A 19455-nucleotide genomic window follows, 5' to 3' on the forward strand; every position below is an offset into this window, starting at 1 on the left:
ATCAGCCGGGCGGCGGGCCCGCGTCGGCGGGGACGGCGGTGGCGACCGGGCGGACGCGACGGGCCGCCCGGGCACCGCCGAGCACCACCACCGCGACGCCGGCCAGCAGCAGCGCCAGCCCGGCCAGGGCGGTCACCCCGGGCAGCTGCCCCAGCCAGGCCCAGCCGATCAGGGCCGCGCCCGGGGCCTCCAGCAGGGCCAGCACGCTGACCGTGGTCGCCGAGACCCGCTTCAGCGCGTAGTTGAACATCGAGTGCCCGAGCAGTTGGGCGCCGGCCACCAGGGCCAGCACGACGAGCCAGGTGCCGGTGTCGAAGCCGGTGAGCGGCACCCGGCCGACCAGGCAGACCACGAGCAGCACCAGCGCGCACACCCCGTAGCAGATGGTGGTGTAGGTGGTCGTGCTGATCGTCGTACGGGCCCGCTCGCCGAGCGCGGTGTAGACCGCCGCGAAGAGACCCCCGGCCACCGCGAGCAGGTCGCCGGCGACGGCCCGACCGGAGACGGCGAAGTCGGCGCCGGTCGCCACGGCCGCCCCCGCGACCGCCACCCCGATGCCGAGCCAGACGGCGCCCGGCAGCCGACGCCCCTGGGCCCGGGCGATCAGCCCCTGCCAGACCGGCTGGGTGGCGCACAGCGCGGTCGCCGCGGCGACCGAGGTGAGCTTGGTGCTAGGCATCCAGGTGGCGAAGTGCGCGGCGAGCGCGACCCCCGACAGTACGCAGTAGACGCCCTCGCGCCGGCCGGCGCCGACCGTCAGCGACCGGAACTCGGCGCGCCGCCGGGCCGCCGAGAACGGGCCGAGCACGGCCACCGACAGCAGGTTGCGCCAGAACGCGACGGCCAGCGCGGGCGCCGCCGCGAAGGCCACCAGCGGCGCGGAAGACGAGACGGCGACGACGGCCAGCACGACCGCCCCGGTGGTCACCGGGTCGAAGGGCGGGCGGTGCGTGGCGGGGGACACGAGGTGCAATCCTCACACGCCACGGGCCACCACGTACCGTCAGCGCTCCGTTACGATCATGCATGTCCGCGCCGGCGATTCCCCTACCGCCCGGAGGCGCTCCCCCATGCCCACGTACCAGGCGGTCCTGTTCGACTTCTTCGGCACGCTGACCTGTTCCGTCCAGCGGGGCGCGGCCCACCGGTCGACCGCCGAGCTGCTCGGCTGCGCGCCGCACACGCTCGTCGACGTGCTCGACCGCACCTACTACGAGCGGGCCTGCGGGCGGCTCGGCGACGCCGCGGCGACCCTGCGCTGGGTCTGCGAGCAGGCCGGCGTGCACCCCTCCGAGGACGCGATCCGCTCGGCGGTCGCCTCCCACCACCGGGCCGTACGCGCCGACACCCGGCTGCGGGACGAGGCGGTGCCGACGCTGACCGCGCTGCGCGGGCTCGGCCTGCGTACGGGGGTGATCAGCGACTGCACGCACGAGCTGCCGGCGTTCCTGCCGCAGTTGCCGATCGCCCCGCTGCTCGACGTGCGGGTCTTCTCCGTGCAGGTGGGGCGCTGCAAGCCCGACCCGGCGCTCTACCAGGCGGCGTGCCGGCGGCTCGACCTGGCGCCGGCGGACTGCCTCTACGTCGGCGACGGCGGCAGTCAGGAGCTGACCGGGGCGGAGCGGGCCGGGATGACCGCCGTACGGCTGGCGGCCCCGGACCTGGCCGGCCACATGGTGTTCAACGCCGACGCCGCCTGGAGCGGGCCGGCGCTGCGCTCCCTCGATGAGGTGGTCCACCTCGTCGAGCGGGTGCCCGAACGGGCGGACGTGCTCCTGCCGGCGGACGTCCCCGTGCCGGCGGGCGCAGGCGTGCCGGCCGGCTGCTCGCCGGTGTGAGCCCGGGGCTTCCCGGTCACCCGCGTCGCCGGCCGGCGCGTCCAGCGGCGGACGGGCGGGTGGGCGGCGCGGCCGTCGGACGGGCGCCTCAGCGGCGGCGGACCCGGTGCAGGCGGAACGGCTTGCGGACCGCCCGCACCGCCGGCGTCTCCCGGGGCACCTCGGCCAGCGAGTCCGTGGGCAACCCGGTGCCGGCGACGGGCTCGCCGGCCGGGGCCAGCCGGTTCACCGCGCAGCCGTCGGCCGCCCAGCGCTCCACGAGCTCGGCGGCGGGGCCGGGCGCGTTCAGCCGCTTCGCGGCCACGAGGGGCGCGACGGTCTCCCAGTGCTCGGTGCCGGGCGTCACGCGGCTCACCCGGGCCGGCCAGGTGACGATGCGCCCGCCGTGGTCACCGCGCAGGGTGACCTGCGCCTCGGTCGCGTCGGCCAGCCCCGGGGCGGACTGCTCCCCCGGACCGCTGACCACGAAGAGCGCCCCCTCCAAGGGCAGGCACCACAGCGCCAGCGCCGGCCCGCCGGCCACGCTCACCCAGGCCACGGCGGCCTTCTTCACAGCCTCGTCGACCAGCGGCGTGCTGGCCCGCTCCGCGTCGGTCACCCCGGCATCCTCCCGCATCCACCCCCGTCCCGTCAGCGCCACCCGGGGTCCGTCGACGGCCGGGGATCCGCCGAGGGTCCGGCCGCGCCGACGTCCGTCGACGTCGACCGGGTCCGTCCGCGTGCCCTGAGACGCGGGTGGCCCGGAGGCGCGGTGGCCCGGAGGCGCGGACCCGCCGGTCAGCCGACGAACGGCGGGACCATGATCTCGCCCCGGGCGACCGGCATGACGTGGCCGGCCACGGTGGCGCCCACCGCCTGGCCCTCGGCGGCGGTCACCGTGCAGGCCAGCACGGACGGCCGGTTGATCTCGATGCCCTGGTGGACGGTGTACTCCGCGCGACCGTCGGCCGGCAGCAGGCCGCTGGCGACCAGCCACACCCCGAGGCCGAGGGCGGCCGAGCCGGTGGCCGGATCCTCCGGCACGCCCAGTCCCGGGACGAAGACCCGGGCGTGGGCGGTTTGCGCGGCGGCGTCCCAGGAGAAGACGCTGACGTGCTCCACTCCGTACCGCTGTGCCGCCGCCGCGTTGACCCGGGCGCGGGCCACCGCGTCCGGGCGGACCGGAAGGTAGGGGAACTCCAGCCCGCAGCCGGCCACCCGCGGCGCCGGACCGACGTGGTCGTCGGCGCTCAGGCCGGCCATCTCCAGCAGCGGCTCCGGGTCCAGCTCCGGGCCGAGGGTGGGGACGCCGCCGGTGAGCGTGGCCCCGGTCGCGGTCACCTCGATCGGCAGCACGCCCGCGCCGCACTCCTGAGTGACCTGCCCCACACCGAACATGCCCCGGCGGCTGGCGGTCACCGCCGCGCCGACGCTGGGATGCCCGGCGAAGGGCAGTTCCTCGGCCGGTGTGAAGATACGGGCGCGGTAGGTGGCGCCGACCTGGGTGGGCGGGAGCACGAACACCGTCTCGGAGAGGTTGAACTCACACGCGAGCGCCTGCATCTGCTCGGTGGCCAGCGCTTGGGCGCCGAACACCACGGCCAGCGGGTTGCCGGCGAACGGGCGGTCGGTGAAGACGTCCACGATCTCGTAGGCCAAGGTCGACATGTTGATAAACACTAGGCGCTTAGGCTGGTGCCCGTGAGCACGCCGACCCGGATCTACATCGCCCGGCTCGCCGGGGTCGCCGTCTTCGACCCCAACGGCGACCAGGTGGGCCGGGTCCGCGACGCGGTGGCCCGGCTACGGCCGACGCAGCGCCCGCCGGAGGTGGTCGGGCTGGTCGCCGAGATGCCGATGCGCCGGCGCATCTTCCTCTCCATCAACCGGATCACCTCCATCGACGCCGACGCGGTCGTGCTCGGCAGTGGCACGCTCAACCTGCGGCGCTTCGAGAAGCGCCCGAACGAACTGCTCGTGCTCCAGGAGCTGCTGGACCGTCGGGTGCAGCTCGACCCCGGCGGGCAGGCGGGTTCCGTGGTCGACGTGGCGATGGAGTGCAGCCGGGGCGGCGAGTGGTCGCTGGCCCGGGTCGCCGTACGCGAGCACACCGGCCGGCTGACCCGCCGGGGCCACCTGCACCAGGTCGAGTGGGAGCGGGTACGCGGGCTCAGCGGCATCGCCGACAGCCGGGGCACGGCCAACCTGCTCTCGGTGCTGGAGGACATGCGCCCCGCCGACCTCGCCAACGCCCTCCAGGACCTCCCCGACACCCGGCGCAACGAGATCGCCGCCGCGCTCGACGACGAGCGCCTCGCCGACGTGCTCAGCGAGCTGCCGGAGCACGACCAGGTGGAGATCCTGGCCGCGCTGGACCGGGAGCGGGCGGCCGACGTGCTGGAGGAGATGGACCCGGACGACGCCGCCGACCTGCTCAGCGAGCTGCCCCCGCCCGAGCAGGACGTGCTGCTCGACCTGATGCAGCCCGACGAGGCCGACCCCGTACGTCAGCTGCTCAAGTACACGCCGGGCACCGCGGGCAGCGTGATGACCTCCGAGCCGGTCATCCTGCCGCCGGACGCCACCGTCGCCGAGGCCCTGGCCCGGATCCGGGAACCGCAGCTCTCCCCCGCGATCGCCGCGCAGGTCTTCGTGTCCCGGGCGCCGATGACCACGCCGACCGGCCGCTACCTCGGCATGGTGCACTTCCAGCGGCTGCTGCGCGAGCCGCCGGCCGACCTGCTCGGCGGCATCGTGGTCAACGACATCGACCCGCTGCGGCCGACCACCCCGCTGCCGGAGATCACCCGCCGGATGGCCACGTACGACCTGGTCGCCATGCCCGTGATCGACCGCAACAACCGGCTCGTCGGCGCGGTCACCGTCGACGACGTGCTGGACCACCTCCTGCCCCGGGACTGGCGGGACCGGGACGCCGCCGGGCGCCCGTTCCCCGCCGAGCCGACGCTGGACGGCGCGGATGGCTGAGCAGCGACGGGCGCCGCGGCTCGACCAGCCGCGCGAGCCCCGGGGCGTCAGGCTGCCCCGATTCGACCCGGAGGCCTTCGGCCGGTGGTCCGAGGGGATCGCCCGGGGGATGGGCACCGCGAACTTCATCGTCTACATGACGATCGTGATCACGCTGTGGTTCGGCTGGAACACCCTGGCCCCGGCGCACCTGCGCTTCGACCCGTACACCTTCACGTTCCTGACCCTGGTGCTGTCCCTCCAGGCCAGCTATGCGGCCCCGCTGATCCTGCTGGCGCAGAACCGGCAGGCCGACCGGGACCGGGTCACCCAGGAGGAGGACCGCCGGCGGGCGACCATGCAGAAGGCCGACACGGAGTACCTGACCCGGGAGATCGCCGCGCTGCGCAACGCGATGGGCGAGGTGGCGACCCGGGACTTCCTCCGTTCGGAGCTGGCCCGGCTCGCCGAGGAGCTGGACGAGGCGGGCCGCCGCCGGCAGCGGCTGGAGCGCCGGCAGCAGGAGAAGATCCCGCCGCACGGCGACGGGCTGGAGGAGCCCCGCGACGACCTGGACGACGACCGGTTCCGGGACGGCCATCCGGAGGCCCACAGCCGGGAGCCCGAGGGCTGAGCCCCGGGTGGGGCCGCCCGAGCGGCGCGGCCGACGACGCCGGGCGGGCGTGCCCCGGCGGCGGGCGGGGCCCACTCGATCGTCCCGTTTCGCCCGGTACGCCGCCCGGCCAAGCCGTCGTCATCGATTCGCTCACACCGGCCCCCGCTGGCGGCGGTGGGGCAGGGCCGCCGACGTAGCATTGCGGGCATGTCAGCACCCGTCAGCACCGTCTCCGACGCGATCCAGGCCGCGCTGGCCACCGTCAACGACCCGGAGATCCGCCGGCCCATCACCGAGTTGGGCATGGTCCGCTCCGCCGAGGTCGGCGACGACGGCGTCGTACGGGTCGAGCTGCTGCTCACCGTCGCCGGCTGCCCGCTGAAGGACAAGCTGCGCTCGGACATCACGGCCGCCGTCGGCGCGGTGCCCGGGGTGACCGGCGTGACGATCGAGTTCGGCGTGATGAGCCCCGAGCAGCGCCAGGAACTCCAGGCGAAGCTGCGCGGCGGCGGCGCCCAGGAGCCGGTCGTCCCGTTCGCCCAGCCGGGATCCCGCACCCGCGTGTACGCGGTGGCCAGCGGCAAGGGCGGCGTCGGCAAGTCCAGCGTCACGGTCAACCTGGCCGCCGCGCTGGCCGCCCGTGGGCTCTCCGTCGGCGTGGTCGACGCGGACATCTACGGCCACTCGGTGCCCCGGATGCTCGGCGCCGACGGGCGCCCCACCCGCGTCGAGGACATGATCATGCCGCCGCAGTCGCACGGCGTGAAGGTCATCTCGATCGGCATGTTCACCGCCGGCAACGCCGCCGTGGTGTGGCGCGGCCCGATGCTGCACCGGGCGTTGCAGCAGTTCCTCGCCGACGTCTACTGGGGCGAGCTGGACGTGCTCCTGCTCGACCTGCCCCCGGGCACCGGCGACGTGGCCATCTCCCTGGCCCAGCTGCTGCCCAACTCCGAGATCCTGATCGTCACCACCCCGCAGACCGCCGCCGCCGAGGTGGCGGAGCGGGCCGGCGCGATCGCGTTGCAGACCCACCAGCGCGTGGTCGGCGTCATCGAGAACATGTCCTGGCTGGAGCTGCCGGACGGCTCCCGGATGGAGGTCTTCGGCGCGGGCGGCGGGCAGGCGGTCGCCGAGTCGCTGACCAAGACCATCGGCGCCCAGGTGCCGCTGCTGGGGCAGATCCCGCTCGACACCCGGGTCCGCGAGGCCGGCGACGTGGGCACCCCGATCGTGCTGGCCGAGCCGGAGTCGCCGGCCGCGAAGGCGCTGGGTCAGGTCGCTGACCGGCTCGCCGTACGGCGGGAGTCGCTGCTCGGCAAGCCGCTGGGCCTCAAGCCCGCCGGCCGCTGACCGTACGCCGGCCACGGGCCGGCACCGTCGCCACCCGCGCGGGGGCGGCGTTCCCCCGGGAGCGCCGCCCCCGTCGCCGTCTGCGGCGCGGCACGGCGGGCGGGGTCAGGTCGCGTCGTCGTAGCTGACCCGGGGGGCGGGAGCCGGGGCGGCGCCGGTGGCGGTGGCCGGGCGGCCGCCGCCCGCGCGCAGGTCGGCGGCGGAGGCGACGTCCTTCAGCTCGTTGTGCACGCCGGTCACGTCCGCCCGCAGGTTGTCGTAGACGCCCTGCAACGGCTTCCGGATCGCCTGCTCGTCCTCCTCGCTGAGCAGGTGCTTGCGGATGAACGCCTTCGGGTGCAGGTCCTCCAGCTGGATGTCGGTGCCCAGCTCGCGACTGAGGTCGGTGGTGGCGTTGCTGGCCATGGCGCGCAGGTTGCGCACCATGCGCAGCCCGTCGCTGATCACCGCGGGCAGCCGGTCACCGAAGATCAGCAGCGCCAGTAGCAGCAGCGCACCGATCTCCCACCAGTTCAGGTTCTCGAACACTGCGCGGGCCTCCTTCGGCGTCAGCAGCAAGACTACGCACGTCGGGCACCGCCCGGGGAGGGGTGGTGGGGCCCTACTTGGCGTCTGCGGCCAGCGTCACGGAGGCATTCTGCCGGTTGGCGCCCCGGCGGTACTCCACGGTCACCACCGCGCCGGGCGCGAACTTGCGGACCAGCGCGATGAGGTCGGTCGGCTCGGTCATCGGCCGCCCGGCGAGCTTGAGGATCACGTCACCGGCCTTCAGCCCCGCGCCGGCCGCCGGGCCCGACGGCTCCACCGCCGCCAGGCGTACGCCGGTTCCTCCGGTGCCCGCGCCGGCCCCGCCGACCTGGGCGCCGATCACCGTGCGCCGGGCCTTGCCGGTGCCGATGATGTCCTGCGTGATCCGCTTGGCCTGGTTGATCGGGATGGCGAAGGCGAGGCCGATGTTGCCCGCCTCCTGCCCGTCGGAGACCAACGACTTGATGGTCGAGTTGACCCCGATCACCCGGCCCGCGCCGTCGACCAGCGGGCCGCCCGAGTTGCCGTGGTTGACGGCCGCGTCGGTCTGGATCGCCGCGTAGTAGCGCGTGGGACCGCCCGGCTCGCCGGCCCGCATCGTGCGGTCCAGGGCGCTGACGATGCCGGCCGTGACCGTGTTGGCCAGCGAGAGCGGCGAGCCCATGGCCAGCACCGGGTCGCCCACGGCCAGCGCGTCGGAGTCGCCGAACTCGACCGGCCGCAGGCCCGTCCGGGAGACCTTGATCACCGCGATGTCGGACTCCGGGTCCTGCCCGACGACGGTCGCCGGGGCGGAACTGCCGTCGTTGAAGACCACCGACGCCTTGCCGGTCGCCCCCGCCACCACGTGGTCGTTGGTGATGACGTGCCCGTCGGCGCTCGCGATGAAGCCCGAGCCCTCGCTCGTGCCGCCGAGGCTCGCCACCCGGACGGTCACCACGCTGGGCAGCACCCGCTCGGCGACCCCGGCCAGCGACTCGGGCCTGCGCTGGGCCAGGCCGGGCGCCTGCGGGTCCGCGCCGAGCACCGTGTTGGCCACGGCACCCCCGCGCACCGCGAAGGCGTACCCGAGCGCGCCGCCCAGGCTGCCCGCGAGCAGCGCGGTGATCAAGGGGATGAGCAGCAGTTGCCGCAGCGTCGGCCGGCCCGGGGCGTCCGGGTCGAGGACCCGCTCCGGCTCGGTGCCGGGGCTCGGCGCGGCCGGCAGTACCACGGCGGCCGGCGCCGCCGGGTCGCGCCACGGGTCGGCCAGCGCGTCGGACCACCAGGGCGAAGTCGTGCCGCCCCCGCCGCCCTCAGGCGTCGGCGGCCGGCCCACCGGCGGGTGTCCGGGCAGCGGCGGTCTCGCCGGTGCCGGAGTTCCCCCGGGCTGGCGCCAGTCCCAGCCGTCGGTCACGTCGGTGCCCTCCCAGTCCGTCCCCGGGTCCCGCGCTCGACGGACCCGGCGACAGCGTCGCCCGGTCGCGCTCGCCGGAACACCGCTTCCAGGATTACACGGATGCGGCGGATGGAGTCACCGGTTGCCGACCGTGATCGTCGGGTGGCGGACGCGCGGCTGCGCCCGTTCGACGTCGCCTCTAGGCTCACAGTGCCCACCCGCCCCCGCACCACGCATGCCGCCCGGAGGTGTCCCATCGCCACGGTCGCCGGTTCCGGCACTTCGACGGCCCAGACCCTGCACTTCGCCGAGTCGTACGTGACCGAGGATCTCGTCCTGCGCACCGCCCGCAGCCTGGCCCACGAGGTCGGCCTCGAGGCGGTGACCCCCGGCGCCGGCGCGGCGCTGCGGCTGCTCGCCGCCGCCGGCAGCGCCCGGGCGGTGGTGGAGATCGGCACCGGCACGGGCGTCAGCGGCGTCTGGCTGCTGCGCGGGATGCGCGCCGACGGCGTACTCACCACCATCGACGTCGAGGTCGAGCACCAGCGGATCGCCCGGCGGATCTTCACCGAGGCGGGCTTCGCCGCCGGCCGCACCCGGATCATCACCGGCCGGGCGCTGGACGTGCTCCCCCGGCTCGCCGACGGCGCGTACGACCTGGTCTTCGTGGACGCCGAGGCGACCGGGTTCGCCGCCTGCGTCGACGCCGCGCTGCGGCTGCTGCGCCCGGGCGGCGTGGTCGCGCTCAACGGCACGCTGGCCGGCGGCCGGATCGGTGACCCGGCCGCCCGCGACGTGGAGACGGTGACCGTCCGCGAGGCCATCAAGGCGATCCGCGAGTCCGAGCACTGGATCCCGGCGCTGCTGCCGGTCGGCCACGGGCTGCTCGCCGCCGTGAAGTGCTGACCCGCCGCTGACCGGGGGCCCGCCGGGGGCGGGCGCCGCCCGGCGGTCAAGCCAGCGAGCCCAGCCAGCGCAGCAGCGAGCGTACGCCCCAGCCGGTCGCGCCCCGGGTCAGCTCGGCGTCGTCGCCGTCGGCCCAGGACGGCGCGGACATGTCCACGTGCAGCCACCGGTCGCGCAGCTCACCGGTGAACTCCCGCAGGTAGAGCGCCGCCATCACCGACCCGGCGCCCCGGTCCGGCGAGCTGTGCAGGTCGGCCAGCTCGCTGCCGAGGTGCTCGGCGTAGTCGGCGGGCAGCGGCATCCGCCAGGCGGCCTCGCCGGCGGCGGCGATAGCGGCCAGCACGTCCGCCGCGAGCGCGTCGTTGTCGCTGTAGAGGGCGCCGGTGCGCTTGCCCAGCGCCACCGCGTTCGCCCCGGTGAGCGTGGCGAGGTCGACCAGCAGGTCGGGCCGCAGCTCGGCCGCCGCGTACGCGAGGGCGTCGGCCAGCACGAGCCGGCCCTCGGCGTCGGAGTTGGTGGTCTCGCTGGTGGTGCCGCCGTAGTGGCGGATGATGTCGCCGGGGCGGAACGCCGACCCGCTGAGCATGTTCTCCGCCAGCGGCGCGAGCGTGGTGACCCGGACCGGCAGGCGCAGGGCCGCCGCGCCGAGGGTCGCCGCGACCACCGCCGCCGCCCCGGCCATGTCCTTGCGCATCAGCTTCATCGCCGCCACCGGCTTGATCGAGATGCCGCCGGTGTCGAACGTGATCCCCTTGCCGACCAGCACCACGTGGGTACGGGCGTCGGCCGGCCGCCAGTCCAGCTCCAGCAGGCGCGGGGTGCTCGCGGAGCCGCCCCCGACGGCGAGGATCCCGCCGAAGCCCTCGGCCGCCAGCTCGTCCGGGCCGCGTACGCGCAGGTGCAGGTCGGGCACGTCGGCGGCGTGGGCGGCGACCTGCTCGGCGAACCACTGCGGGTTCTTGACCGACGAGGGGGTGTTGGTGAGGTCGCGGGCGAAGCGGGTCATCCGGGCCGTCGTCCGGGCCGCCTCGACGGTCGCGGTGTGCGCGCCCGGGTCGGCCACCAGCACGTCGACCTCCGCCAGGGCGGGGGCGGTGCCGGCGTCGGTCAGCCGGAACCGGTACGAGGCCAGCAGCAGCCCCTCGACGAGTCCGCGTACGGCCGCCTGGGTGGCGTCGGCCGACATCGCCAACGTGACGTGTGTCTCATCCTTCGCGGCACGGGCCAGGGCCGCCCCGGCCGCCCGCCAGCCGGCCTCGTCGCCCTCGCCGACGCCGAGCAGCAGCAGCCGGCCCGGCTCCCGCCCGGGTCGCAGCTGCGCCTGGACCTCGCCGGGGCGCCCGGTCAGCCGGGCCGCCGGCGCCAGGGCGGCGGCCTCCTCGGTCACGCCGTCGGGCAGCGCCGACGCGGTCGGGGCCGGTCGGGCCGGGTCGCCGTCGGCCGGGCCGGGCCGGACGGGCAGAACGAGCGTGTCGAGCCGGTCGGGCTCGGCGAGCAGACGGATGGCGAGCACGCGGAGCCGTACCTCCAGGGAAGCTCGCGGAGCGCGGCTCCGCGGGGAATGAAGACCCTGAGCCACCGGCGGGGCCGGTGGCTCAGGGGTTGACGAAAGGCCCGCGCGGGCGCGCGGACCGTTCCTCGGTCAGCCGGCGGCTGCCTTCAGTGCGTCACCGAGTGCGTTGGCCTCGTCGGGAGTCATCTCGACGACGAGCCGGCCACCACCCTCCAGCGGGACGCGCATGACGATGCCCCGGCCCTCCTTGGTGACTTCCAGCGGACCGTCGCCCGTCCGCGGCTTCATCGCCGCCATGTTGTCTCCCCTCAGACCTACACCAGGGTCGGTGGGTTGCCCCACAGCCACTTCGTCTTGACCACCCGCAACCTACGCGGGGGTGTCGACCAACGATTTTCCCTGATGAACACCGCCGGACCCAAACCGAAGCAGCATTGATGTAACAGCATCTAGCTTATCCTGAGAAGGCCTGTCACAATGTGCGGTCATGCAGGCACGGTCGGCACTCTTCGACCTGTACGGCGACCACCTCCGGGCGAGGGGCGGCCGGGCACCCGTCGCCGCCCTGGTCAGGCTGCTGGCGCCGCTCGGGATCGCCCCGCCCGCCGTGCGCACGGCGGTCTCCCGGATGGTCCGCCAGGGGTGGCTCGACCCGTGCCGGCTGACCTCCGGGCCGGGATATTCGATCACACCGAAAGCCGCCCGCCGGTTGGACGAGGCGGCGGCGCGGATCTACCGGACCGGCCGGATCACCTGGGACGGACGGTTCGACCTGCTGGTGCTGGAGGCCCCCCTGTCCCGCCGGGACCGGCAACGGCTCGCCGCCAACCTGACGTTCCTCGGCTACGGCGCCCTGGACGAGTGCACCTGGGTGGCGACCCGGCCGGGCGAGGACGTGGACGTGCTGCTCGACGAGGCGGGCGTGCGCTACGAGCGGTTCACCGCCGCGCACACCGCCGGCACCCCCGGCGCCATGGGCGTCGTGCGCCGGGCCTGGGACCTCGCGGAGATCGGCCAGGCGTACGAGCAGTTCGTCGCCGAGCAGCGGCCGTTGCTGGCCGGGGTCACGGTGCGCAGCCTCGACGAGGAGGCGTACGCCGCCCGGTTCCGGCTCGTGCACGCGTGGCGTACCTTCCTGTTCCGGGACCCGCAGCTGCCCCCGGCGCTGCTCCCCGAGCGCTGGCCCGGCACCGCCGCGGCCAGTTTCTTCGACCGGCACGCGGCCCGGCTGCGGCCGGCCGCAGACCGGTACGTCGAGCAGTGCCTCGACTCCGGCAACCGCATCGCCCGACAGAAGGGTCGTTAGAAGTGACCGAGCCGCTGCTCGTCGACCGCACCGACGCCGTCGTCACCCTGACGCTGAACCGCCCGACGGCGATGAACGCGCTGGACGTGGCGCTCAAGGAGGCGCTGCGCGACACGCTGGCCGAGCTGGAGACCGACCGGTCCTGCCGCGCGGTGGTGCTCGCGGGCGCGGGCCAATCGTTCAGCGCCGGGCAGGACCTGCGCGAGCACGTGCAGACCCTGGAGTCCACCGACGGCAACCCGCTGGACACCGTGCGCGCGCACTACAACCCGATCGCCGCCCGGCTGGCCAACCTGCCCAAGCCGGTGGTCGCCGCCGTGCGGGGGATGGCCGCCGGGGCGGGCGCCTCGCTGGCGTTCCTCGCCGACATCCGCATCGGCGGGCCGTCGACCAGCTTCCTGATGGCGTTCGCCAAGGTCGGGCTCGCCGCCGACACCGGCGCCTCCTGGACGCTGCCCCGGCTCGTCGGCCACGCCAAGGCCATCGAGCTGCTGATGCTGGCCGAGCCCGTGCGCGCGGCGGACGCCTGCCAGCTCGGGCTGCTCAACCGCCTGGTTGAGGACGACGAGCAGGTGCTGCCGACCGCGCAGGAGTTGGCCGCCCGGCTGGCCGCCGGCCCGACCGTCGCGTACGGGGCGATCAAGCGTCAGCTCTCCATCGCCGACGCGGGCACGCTGGCCGACGCCCTGGCCGCCGAGGCGCAGGCGCAGTCGATCTGCGGGGGCACCGCCGACCACCGCGCGGCCACCCAGGCCTTCGTCAACAAGCAGAAGCCGGTCTTCGAGGGCCGCTGACGCCCTCCCGGGCCGACCGGCCCCCGCCACACCGGCAGGCGGCCGGTCGCGCCTGACAGGGCTCGTGAGCCGGCGCGTACGGCGATCACCGGCGGCAGCCACCAGGGCTCGGCGCGCGGACGCCGCCGGAGCGGATCAGTCGTCCTCCTCCGGGTCCTGGTTGGCCTCCGCGCCGAGCACGAACGCCTGCATGGCCAGCTCGTCGCCCGAGGGCGAGACGAACGCGGGCAACTCGCGGGGCCCCAGCTCCTGCACGTACGCCCAGAACAGGCGGACCGCCTCGGCGGGCGACGCGGCCTCGATCGGCAGGTCGAGGCTGACCAGCCAGGTGCGCCGTCGTGGTGGCGGGCCCAACCGGTCGGCCAACTCCTGGAAGGCCGAGGGGTCCAGCGCGGTCACCGGCCCGTCGAGCACCAGCGCGTCGGCCGGCACCGGCTCGTCGAAGGCCCGCCGGGTGTACGCGACCACCAGCGGCGCCTCGACCCGCTCGGACTGGGGATCGTCCGGGTCCTCCCGCTCCTGGCCGGCCGCCGCGGCGACCCGGCCCAGCGCCACCAGCCGGGGCGGCGCGTCGACCAGCACGGCCACCCGGTCGCCGGGGCGGGGCCCGGAGTCGTCGGTCAGGCCGGTCAACTCGAGCGTGTCGTGGTGGACGAGCCGCTCGGCCTCGTAGCGCCCGGTGGGCAGCAGCACCGCCCAGGCGCCCGTGCCGTCGGCGGGGCGGGCCCCGTCCACCCGGTGCGCGGTGTCGGTCGTCATGGCCTCCATCCCATCACGCCGCCCGCGCCGCCACGACGTGGCAGCCCGCAAGGTGGTCGTCGACCATCCCGGTGGCCTGCATGAGCGCGTAGGCCGTGGTCGGGCCGACGAAGCGGAAGCCCCGCTTCTTGAGCGCCTTGGCCATCGCCGTGGACTCGGCCGTCAGCGCCGGCACCTCCGCGAACGACGCGGGTCGGGCCGGCCGGGGCGGCGGGGCGAAGGACCAGAGCAGCGCGGAGAGCCCTTCCGGAAGCTCCAGCGCCGCCCGGGCGTTGGCGATCGCCGCCTCGATCTTGGCCCGGTTGCGGACGATGCCGGCGTCGGCGAGCAGCCGGGCGACGTCGGCGTCGCCGTAGCCGGCCACGGTCTCGATGCGGAACTCGTCGAAGGCCAGCCGGAAGGCGGGACGTTTGCGGAGGATGGTCAGCCAGGACAGCCCCGACTGGAACGCCTCCAGCGTGAGCCGCTCGTAGAGCGCGTCGTCGCCACGCAGGGGACGGCCCCACTCCGTGTCGTGGTAGGCGGCGTAGTCGGGGGTGCTGTGCCCCCAGCCGCATCGCGGCAGCCCGTCGGCGCCGATCACCAGGTCAGTCACGCGTCCACGCTAGGACACCGTACCGACGGGCCCGCGCCCCACGGTGCCGCGTCGTGCCTCGGTCGGCGGGCCCGTACCGCCCGGGGTCGGCGACATCGGGGCGTCCCGGGCGGGCCGACACCCCGATGTCGGCGACGTCGAGCCGATCAGGGGAAGCCGCTCGACGAGGGCACGCGAACCGGCCCGCCCACCGTCAGGGCAGCCGGCCCTGCTCCACCAGCCGGCCGAACTTCTTCAACGCCTGGGTCAGGCTGAACTTCGACCCGGGCCAGAGCACCGGCCAGGCCACCCGGCCCGCCGGGCCGCCCGGCAGGTGGAACCACTCGTGCCAGACGACCTGGGTGCGGTCGCGCTCCAGCGGCGTGCAGCGGAGCACACCGGGCCCGCGCAGCAGCTTCCCGCAGTGCACGACGCCCACCTCGTAGGGCGCGTCCACCCGCACCACGCGCATCTCGTCGCGCAGCACGGCAGGGCCGAACGCCGTGACCGCCTCGATCAGGCTGCCCTCGCCGCCGTCGCCCTCGACCACCCGGACGGTGGTGAACGGGATCCAGTCCGACTGCCGTTCCCAGGCCGTCAGCGCCGCGAAGACCCGGTCCGCCGGCGCGTCGACGATCACCGTGGCGGTGACCTCGCCCGCGCCGGGCTGCGTCACGTCGCGCAGGTCCTCGCCGGGCTCCGGCCCGGTCACTTCGACTCCGACCCGACCACCGGGCCGGGACCGGTCGCGTCGCCCGCCGTCCGCGTCGGGCCGTCGTCGCCCGCCCCGGTCCGGGCCGGGGCACGGTCGGCTTCCCCGGTCCGGCCCACGGCGTCGTCGCCCACGTCGGTCCGGTCCACGGCGTCGTCGCCCACGTCGGTCCGGTCCACGGCGTCGTCGCCCCCGTCGGCGGTCGGGCCCGCGAACGCGGGGATCGGCTCGACGACCACGTCGGTGCCCCCCGCCGCGTCCGGCCGGTCGGCCCCGACCGGCACCGTCCCACGGGCCGCCGACGACGGCTCGGCGGCTGCCTGCTCCCGCGCCTTGCGCAGGTCGTCGGCGTCCGCCGTCCGGCCCTCGCGCAGCGCGGCGACCTCCGCCTCCAGCACGCCGATCAGCTCGGACTTGTAGCCGATGTCGTAGGCCGCCCGGCGCATCGCGTGGTCGACCTGGGCCATGCGGTAGCCGCGCAGCGCGGTGTCGAACCGGACCTCGCCCACGTCGGACTCGCGCAGCGGTCGGGCCGCCGGCAACGGCACGGCCCGCCCGTCCGGCTCGGCGGGTGCCAGGCCGGGATCCCGGCCGGAGACCAGCACCGTCACCCCGAACACGACCGCCGCGACGGTCAACGCCACGACCAGCAGGAGCAGAACCTGACCCATGCACAGATCGTGGCACGTCGAACCGCCCGGAGCGACCCCACCACCCCCAGCGTCCCGGATCCGCGTCACAGCAGCCGCCCCCGGCGCCCGCTGCGGGCGCGACGCGCCGCCCCGGGCGCGAAGCCGATCGTCCTGCTCAGGGGAGTCGAGGGGGACCGCTGCCGCCGGAACGCTGATACCTGCGCGGCATGAAGATACCTGTGTGGTGTCAGACGAGGGGACTACACCGCCGGCCGTCGAGGTCCGGCGCAGCCAGGCACGGTATGTGAAACCGACCGTGGCCCCGCGCCAGCCGTGGCTGGAGGTGCCGTCGCGGTCGTCGGGGCCGCCGGACCGGCGGGGCCCGGCCCGGGCCGACCGGCTAGCGTCGTGACCGGCCGGCGGCGGGCACGGGTCGGCGGCGGTGGACCTTCAGGAGGCGGCATGGCCGGGGCGCTTCGGCTCGGTGGGCGCACGTTCGGCCCCGACGAGCTGGTGGTGATGGCGATCGTCAACCGCACGCCGGACTCGTTCTTCGACCGGGGCGCGACCTTCGCCCAGGACAGCGCGCTGCGCGCCGTGGAGCGGGCGGTCGGGGAGGGCGCTGAGATCATCGACATCGGCGGGGTCAAGGCCGGTCCGGGCGCCGAGGTCGACGTGACCGAGGAGATCCGCCGCACGGTGGAGACCATCGCCGCCGTCCGGGCCGCCTTCCCCGACGTGGTGATCTCGATCGACACCTGGCGGGCCGAGGTGGCGGTGGAGGCGGTGGCGGCGGGCGCCGACCTGCTCAACGACACCTGGTCCGGCGCGGACCCGGCCCTGGCCGAGGTGGCGGCGCGCACCGGCGCCGGGCTGGTCTGCTCGCACGCCGGCGGGCTGGCGCCCCGCACCCGCCCGCACCGCGCGGCCTTCCCCGACGTGGTCGCCGACGTGCTCACGACCGTGACCGGGCTCGCCGAACGCGCGGTCACGCTGGGCGTACGCGCCGACGGGATCCTGATCGACCCGGCGCACGACTTCGGCAAGAACACCCGCCACTCCCTGGAGATCACCCGCCGGCTCGGCGAGCTCTCCGGCACCGGCTGGCCGCTGCTGGTGGCCCTGTCGAACAAGGACTTCATCGGCGAGACGCTGGACCTGCCCGTGGCCGAGCGGCTGGAGGGGACGCTGGCGGCCACCGCGGTCTCGGCCTGGCTGGGCGCCCGGGTGTTCCGCGCGCACCAGGTGGGCCCCACCCGCCGGGTGCTCGACATGGTCGCCTCGATCCGGGGCGACCGCCCGCCGACGCTGACCCGGCGGGGCCTCGCCTGACCGTCGCCGCACGGGGGCGGCAGACCGACCGTCGACCACCCGGGGGCGGTCAGGACCAGCGCAGGATGTTCTTGCGCCAGGCGTAGAGGATGCCGAGCGCCAGCACCGCGACGAAGACCGCCATCTCCACGACGGTGACCATGCCGAAGCCCGGCCGGTTGAAGACGACCGCCCAGGGGAAGAGGAACACCGACTCGACGGCGAACAGCACGTAGAGGTACGCGTACACGTAGTAACGGATCTGCATCTGCGCCCAGTCGGCGCCGACGGGGTCGAGGCCGCACTCGTAGGTGGCGCGCTTGCCGAAGGGATCCGCCGGTCGGGCAGGACGTAACACCCGGTTGGCCGAGAACGCCGTAACGAAGAAGAGGACGCTGGCGAGCAGGAGCAGCCCGAGCGTCGCGTACGAGCCCAGGTAACCGGTCACGGTCGCCGAGCCTACCGGTCCTCGACGCCGCCCGGGTCGAACCCGTTACGGATTTGTTTCCCGCGGGGACTAGTGCCGCTTGGCAACAATTGTCGAATATTGGGATCTCACTCATCGTCACCGGAGGACAGATGGCGCGCGTGGACGTACGGCCCGGCCGGCGGGCGCGTGACCGACGCGCCGTACCCCTGCTGGTGATCGGCCTCGCGGTCGGGCTGACCGTCACGGCGACGCCAGGCTGGGCGACCGCCGCGCCCGCCGTCGCGCGGGTCGCCTCGCCCACGACCGAGCCGGCCGAGGAGCCGGGCGGGGACCCGCCCACGGCGGATCCGACCGAACCCGGACCGGTGCCCACCGAGGCGCCCTCCACCACGGCGCCGCCGCCCGAGAGCCCGTCCCCGCCCGCCACGACCGAGCCCGCCCCGACCACGGCGGCCCCGGAACCACCCCTGCCGACCACCGCGGCGCCCACCACCACCGGGGCGCCGCCCCCGGCGCCGTCCGTGCCGCCGGTGCGGCCCTCCGCGCCCGCCCCCACCCAGCCGGCGCCGGCGGCGGCGGCGGGGGTCAGCGTCACGACCGACGACATCACCCTCACCGCCGGCTACTGGAACGCGCCGAGCACGGTGACCACGCTGCGGGTGACCATCACGAACACGGGCGCCACCCCGGCCCGGATCCGGCTCGCCTACACGCTCCCGGCGGGGCTGACCGACGCCGGCACGGGGGGCTGCGCCCCGGTCGGCGGCGGGGAGCACCGCTGCGGCGAGTGGGCGAGCGCGCCCGGCGCCCGGTTCAGCACCCTGCTCCGCGTACGGGTCGACGGCGACGCGTGGCAGCGGATGCCGCTCAGCGGCTCCGTACGGGTCACCGCGACCGCGCCCGGCGTGCCCGGCACCGTGGGCGACGACGAGGGCTTCGCGGTGCTCTTCCCGCCCGGCCCGCCGGTGCCGGGGATCAGGCTGGACGCCGAGGCGGTCTCCTTCGACATCAGCGGCGGGTCGAGCGGGCTCGACGTACGCCTGGGCAACACCGGCCGGGTGGACGCCGAGGGCCGCGTCGAGGTGGTCCTGCCGGCCGGGGTGACCGTGCCAACTCCCCCGGCCGGCTGCACCCCGGTCGACCCCACCCGTACGCGCTGCGAGCTGGGCACCCTCGCCGCCGGCCGGACCGCGCAACTGCGGCTGCCGGTCTCGGCGACCCCCGAGGCCCAGCGGCAGGCCCCGCTGGCCGGCGCGGTGCTCGGGCAGCTCGACCCGCGCAGCGGTCGGGCGAAGAAGGTGCAGATGAGCTTCCGGATCACCGCCGCCGCCGCGCTGGCGACCCCGGTGGCCTCGCCGCCCGCGCCGACCGGGTCGCAGGGCGTGCTGGCCGCCGACGTCCCGGCCGTCGGCGACGGCGGAGACGGCTCGGTGCGGCGTACGGCGATCCTGCTGATCGTGATCTCCACGCTGCTGGTGGTGTTCGCCCTCGCGTTGGCGACCACGTCGCTGCGGCGGCGGATGGCCGCCCCGGCCGCCGGACCGTCCACGGCGCCGACGGAGTGACCCGGACGGCCCCGACGACGCCGGCTCGGCGTCCCCACCGCTGCGCCACCGGTGATCTGGATTACGGCGGGCGGATGGAAACACCTCAAATCGGGGTGGAATCTCGCTGGATCGCATCCCACAGGGCGGCCTCCGAGAAGGTTGGGGCGGCGATTCGACGTAGGCTCTCAGGTGAGGTAACTACAGCGGACCGGGCCCGCCTCCGCGGGTTCGGTGCAGCGGTGCGTCAAGGAGGTCACGTGGCCGGGCAAGGCGAGGTCACCATCATGTTCAGCCGCCCGCGCGACCGCGCCC

Annotated in this window: 21 protein-coding genes; 9 read left to right on the forward strand and 12 right to left on the reverse strand. The window is 75.4% G+C overall.

Annotated features, from left to right (window positions below; genetic code table 11):
• Position 1 precedes the first annotated feature (1 nt).
• Positions 2-964, reverse strand: coding sequence for a DMT family transporter (locus ACTMS2_RS06315; RefSeq protein ID WP_441174525.1), 963 nt, complete (start codon positions 962-964; stop codon positions 2-4).
• A gap of 106 nt (positions 965-1070) precedes the next feature.
• Here ACTMS2_RS06315 and ACTMS2_RS06320 point away from each other — a divergent pair, with 106 nt between their 5' ends.
• Positions 1071-1838: an HAD family hydrolase gene (locus tag ACTMS2_RS06320; protein ID WP_441174526.1), complete on the forward strand. Its 768-nt coding sequence runs from the start codon at positions 1071-1073 to the stop codon at positions 1836-1838.
• A gap of 88 nt (positions 1839-1926) precedes the next feature.
• Here ACTMS2_RS06320 and ACTMS2_RS06325 read toward each other — a convergent pair whose 3' ends face one another.
• A complete protein-coding gene (locus tag ACTMS2_RS06325) occupies positions 1927-2454 on the reverse strand; it encodes a hypothetical protein (protein WP_441174527.1) in 528 nt (175 codons plus the stop codon).
• A 161-nt stretch (positions 2455-2615) separates the two neighbouring features.
• The gene (locus tag ACTMS2_RS06330) at positions 2616-3485 is read right to left on the reverse strand and encodes a PhzF family phenazine biosynthesis protein (RefSeq protein ID WP_441174528.1); all 870 of its coding nucleotides are present in this window, start codon (positions 3483-3485) and stop codon (positions 2616-2618) included.
• A gap of 33 nt (positions 3486-3518) precedes the next feature.
• On the opposite strand from ACTMS2_RS06330, the gene ACTMS2_RS06335 reads away from it, so the two are divergent.
• From ACTMS2_RS06335 to ACTMS2_RS06345, 3 genes are all read left to right on the forward strand, one after another.
• A complete protein-coding gene (locus tag ACTMS2_RS06335; protein ID WP_441174529.1) occupies positions 3519-4805 on the forward strand; it encodes a magnesium transporter MgtE N-terminal domain-containing protein in 1287 nt (428 codons plus the stop codon).
• Positions 4798-5418: a DUF1003 domain-containing protein gene (locus tag ACTMS2_RS06340; RefSeq protein ID WP_441174530.1), complete on the forward strand. Its 621-nt coding sequence runs from the start codon at positions 4798-4800 to the stop codon at positions 5416-5418. The genes ACTMS2_RS06335 and ACTMS2_RS06340 overlap by 8 nt, the downstream gene beginning before the upstream one ends.
• A 189-nt stretch (positions 5419-5607) precedes the next feature.
• Positions 5608-6753 carry an Mrp/NBP35 family ATP-binding protein gene (locus ACTMS2_RS06345; protein ID WP_441174531.1) on the forward strand — a complete coding sequence of 382 codons (1146 nt, stop codon included), beginning with the start codon at positions 5608-5610 and terminating at the stop codon, positions 6751-6753.
• 105 nt (positions 6754-6858) lie between these two features.
• Here ACTMS2_RS06345 and ACTMS2_RS06350 read toward each other — a convergent pair whose 3' ends face one another.
• A complete protein-coding gene (locus tag ACTMS2_RS06350; RefSeq protein ID WP_101414027.1) occupies positions 6859-7281 on the reverse strand; it encodes a preprotein translocase subunit TatB in 423 nt (140 codons plus the stop codon).
• 73 nt (positions 7282-7354) lie between these two features.
• On the reverse strand, positions 7355-8677 hold the full coding sequence (locus ACTMS2_RS06355; protein WP_441174532.1) for a S1C family serine protease: 1323 nt from the start codon (positions 8675-8677) through the stop codon (positions 7355-7357).
• Positions 8678-8977: 300 nt separating this feature from the next.
• On the opposite strand from ACTMS2_RS06355, the gene ACTMS2_RS06360 reads away from it, so the two are divergent.
• Positions 8978-9565: an O-methyltransferase gene (locus ACTMS2_RS06360; protein ID WP_089003702.1), complete on the forward strand. Its 588-nt coding sequence runs from the start codon at positions 8978-8980 to the stop codon at positions 9563-9565.
• Positions 9566-9611: 46 nt separating this feature from the next.
• Here ACTMS2_RS06360 and ACTMS2_RS06365 read toward each other — a convergent pair whose 3' ends face one another.
• On the reverse strand, positions 9612-11078 hold the full coding sequence (locus ACTMS2_RS06365; RefSeq protein ID WP_441174533.1) for a leucyl aminopeptidase family protein: 1467 nt from the start codon (positions 11076-11078) through the stop codon (positions 9612-9614).
• 129 nt (positions 11079-11207) lie between these two features.
• A complete protein-coding gene (locus ACTMS2_RS06370; protein ID WP_007455245.1) occupies positions 11208-11375 on the reverse strand; it encodes a DUF3117 domain-containing protein in 168 nt (55 codons plus the stop codon).
• 190 nt (positions 11376-11565) lie between these two features.
• On the opposite strand from ACTMS2_RS06370, the gene ACTMS2_RS06375 reads away from it, so the two are divergent.
• Together ACTMS2_RS06375 and ACTMS2_RS06380 are read left to right on the forward strand one after the other, a co-directional pair.
• Positions 11566-12384, forward strand: coding sequence for a PaaX family transcriptional regulator (locus ACTMS2_RS06375; RefSeq protein ID WP_089002167.1), 819 nt, complete (start codon positions 11566-11568; stop codon positions 12382-12384).
• Between the two features lie 2 nt (positions 12385-12386).
• The gene (locus ACTMS2_RS06380; protein WP_441174534.1) at positions 12387-13178 is read left to right on the forward strand and encodes an enoyl-CoA hydratase/isomerase family protein; all 792 of its coding nucleotides are present in this window, start codon (positions 12387-12389) and stop codon (positions 13176-13178) included.
• Between the two features lie 135 nt (positions 13179-13313).
• Here ACTMS2_RS06380 and ACTMS2_RS06385 read toward each other — a convergent pair whose 3' ends face one another.
• From ACTMS2_RS06385 to ACTMS2_RS06400, 4 genes are all read right to left on the reverse strand, one after another.
• Positions 13314-13937 (reverse strand): hypothetical protein, encoded by a 624-nt coding sequence (locus ACTMS2_RS06385; RefSeq protein ID WP_441174535.1) that lies wholly within the window; start codon positions 13935-13937, stop codon positions 13314-13316.
• A 13-nt stretch (positions 13938-13950) separates the two neighbouring features.
• Positions 13951-14532: a DNA-3-methyladenine glycosylase I gene (locus ACTMS2_RS06390; RefSeq protein WP_101414022.1), complete on the reverse strand. Its 582-nt coding sequence runs from the start codon at positions 14530-14532 to the stop codon at positions 13951-13953.
• Positions 14533-14725: 193 nt separating this feature from the next.
• Positions 14726-15223, reverse strand: a complete 498-nt coding sequence (locus tag ACTMS2_RS06395; protein ID WP_441174536.1) for an SRPBCC family protein — start codon at positions 15221-15223, stop codon at positions 14726-14728.
• Positions 15220-15894 (reverse strand): DivIVA domain-containing protein, encoded by a 675-nt coding sequence (locus ACTMS2_RS06400; protein WP_441174537.1) that lies wholly within the window; start codon positions 15892-15894, stop codon positions 15220-15222. The genes ACTMS2_RS06395 and ACTMS2_RS06400 overlap by 4 nt, the downstream gene beginning before the upstream one ends.
• Positions 15895-16317: 423 nt before the next feature.
• On the opposite strand from ACTMS2_RS06400, the gene folP reads away from it, so the two are divergent.
• Positions 16318-17187, forward strand: a complete 870-nt coding sequence (folP, locus tag ACTMS2_RS06405) for a dihydropteroate synthase (RefSeq protein WP_441174538.1) — start codon at positions 16318-16320, stop codon at positions 17185-17187.
• A gap of 49 nt (positions 17188-17236) precedes the next feature.
• Here folP and ndhC read toward each other — a convergent pair whose 3' ends face one another.
• Positions 17237-17614, reverse strand: coding sequence for an NADH-quinone oxidoreductase subunit A (gene ndhC, locus ACTMS2_RS06410; RefSeq protein ID WP_441174539.1), 378 nt, complete (start codon positions 17612-17614; stop codon positions 17237-17239).
• Between the two features lie 131 nt (positions 17615-17745).
• On the opposite strand from ndhC, the gene ACTMS2_RS06415 reads away from it, so the two are divergent.
• Entirely contained in the window at positions 17746-19161 is a 1416-nt protein-coding gene (locus ACTMS2_RS06415; protein WP_441174540.1) for a hypothetical protein, read from the forward strand.
• Positions 19162-19455: the final 294 nt, after the last annotated feature.

Source organism: Micromonospora sp. SD12 (genome assembly GCF_052068495.1).
In the GTDB taxonomy this organism is placed as follows: domain Bacteria; phylum Actinomycetota; class Actinomycetes; order Mycobacteriales; family Micromonosporaceae; genus Micromonospora; species Micromonospora echinofusca.